The organism is Kineococcus glutinatus, assembly GCF_039542765.1.
GTDB classification, from domain to species: domain Bacteria; phylum Actinomycetota; class Actinomycetes; order Actinomycetales; family Kineococcaceae; genus Kineococcus_A; species Kineococcus_A glutinatus.
Genome location: NZ_BAABIL010000792.1, coordinates 1 through 1843 on the forward strand (window position 1 = coordinate 1; position 1843 = coordinate 1843).

Here is a 1843-nt window from a genome sequence, read left to right on the forward strand (position 1 = left end):
CCGGGCGCCCCGTGAACGCCGCGCACTTCAGCGCCGGTCACGCCGAGATCCGGCGGGTGGGCGGGACGTGGCTGGTCGACGACGTGGTGGACGACGGCGTGCTGGACGGTGTGGCGTGCGACGCCACCGCCGTGGTGGAGGAGAGGTTCTGATGCGCGCTCGACGGCTGCGGGCCGGCACGACGGCCGTGCTCGCCACCGCGGTGCTGGCCGGGGCGCTGGTGGCCCCCACCGCGCAGGCGGCGGAGACGGGCGCCGGGCGCCCGGGGGTGCACCGCCGCGGCGTCGGGCCGTGCACGGCGTTCGCGTCCACGACGAGCTACGGGATGCAGTGCTCGCGCACGTCCGTGCGCGTCTCCTCGCCCGGCGACCTGCTGCGCGGGGCGCACGTGCCCGCCTGCTGGCTGGTCCCGCTGGAGTGGGCGGACACCACACCCGCGAGTTTCGAGGTCCCGGGGTTCGCGAACCCCCCGGCCCCGGTGACCCCGCCGGCCGCGTCGCCGGTCCCGCTGTCGGCCGCGGTGCCCGCACCGGCCCCGACCGCGGAACCCGCGGCGGAACCGACCGCGGAACCGACCGCGGAACCGACGGCGGAACCGACCGCGGAACCGACCGCGGAACCGACCGCGGAACCGACCGCGGAACCGACCGCGGAACCCACGGCGGAACCCGTGCCCAGCCCCACCCCGACGCCCGTGCAGGTCCGCGAGGTCTGCGTCGAGGGCATCGACCTGGAGACCGGGCTCATCACGGGCGCGGTGGTGTTCCGGCCCGAGGTCGTCGCCGTGCTCGTCGCGGACACCGGGCGCCACCGGTTCTGGTGGGAGCTGACGCCCGGACAGCGCGACCTGCTCCGGCTGGACGACCCGCAGGAGCGCAGGATCCCACCGCCGGACCTGCGCACGAGCCCCGTCCAGGTGCCCCGCGTGCGCCAGCGCGTCGGGTTCTACGTCAACGACGTGCCGCCCGCGGACCTGCGCGGGGCGCAGGGCGTCCGCATGCGCGCCGTCCCCGAGGGCCTCACCGTCGACCCCGGCGACGGCACGGGCGCCGCGCCCACCTGCGACGGCCTCGGCGCCGTCGTGGAGCACGGGACGGCCCCGGCCGGCCCCGGCGTCTGCGGCTTCGCCTACGGCAGTTCCTCCGCGGCCGAACCCGGCCAGACCTACCGCGCCGTCGCCACCGTGCGCTGGCGGGTGGAGGTCAGCGCGGACTCCGGCACCACGTGGGAACCGCTGGCGACCATCTCCGCCGAGGCGGGCGCGGGCATCCGCGTCACCGAGGTGCAGACCCTCGTGGTGCCGTGAGGCCCGCACCGGCCGCCGGCCCACCCCACCCCGCGACCCCCCTCCGACCCCACGCCCCCGCAGGAGGACCCCCAGCATGAGCACCGCCACCCGGCCCGCACCCGCCCGGCTGCCGGCACCCGCACCCGGCCGCGGCCAGCGCCGCCGGGAGCTGTTGCGCGGCACCGCGTCCGCCGTCGTCCTCCTCGCGGTCCTCGCCGGCGTCCCCGCCGCGCTGGTGCTGCTCGTCGGCAGCCCGCTGCCCTCGACGGCGCCCTCCCGGCAGTGGCTGAGCGCGGAGCTCACCAGCGGTGCCGTCGTGCGCGTGCTGGCCGCCGCGCTGTGGCTGGCCTGGGCGCACTTCGCCGCCTGCGTCGTGGCGGAGTTCCGCGCCTGGCACCGCGGCGGCCCCGCCCGGACGGGGTGGGGTGGCGGTTCCCAGCTGCTCGCGCAGCGCCTCGCCGGCGGGGTGCTGCTGCTGTCCTCCGCGACCGTCCTGCTGCCGCCCAGGCGCTCGCGGACCTCGATCATCCGCTCCAGCAGGGGGTCGCGGGCGTC

Annotated in this window: 1 protein-coding gene and 1 pseudogene; both read left to right on the forward strand. The window is 78.3% G+C overall.

Annotated features, from left to right (window positions below):
• The first annotated feature begins 151 nt into the window (after positions 1 to 151).
• Positions 152 to 1306: a PT domain-containing protein gene (locus ABEB16_RS21485; protein ID WP_345714214.1), complete on the forward strand. Its 1155-nt coding sequence runs from the start codon at positions 152 to 154 to the stop codon at positions 1304 to 1306.
• A gap of 76 nt (positions 1307 to 1382) precedes the next feature.
• Positions 1383 to 1843, forward strand: a pseudogene (locus tag ABEB16_RS21490) (hypothetical protein); the annotation flags it as partial.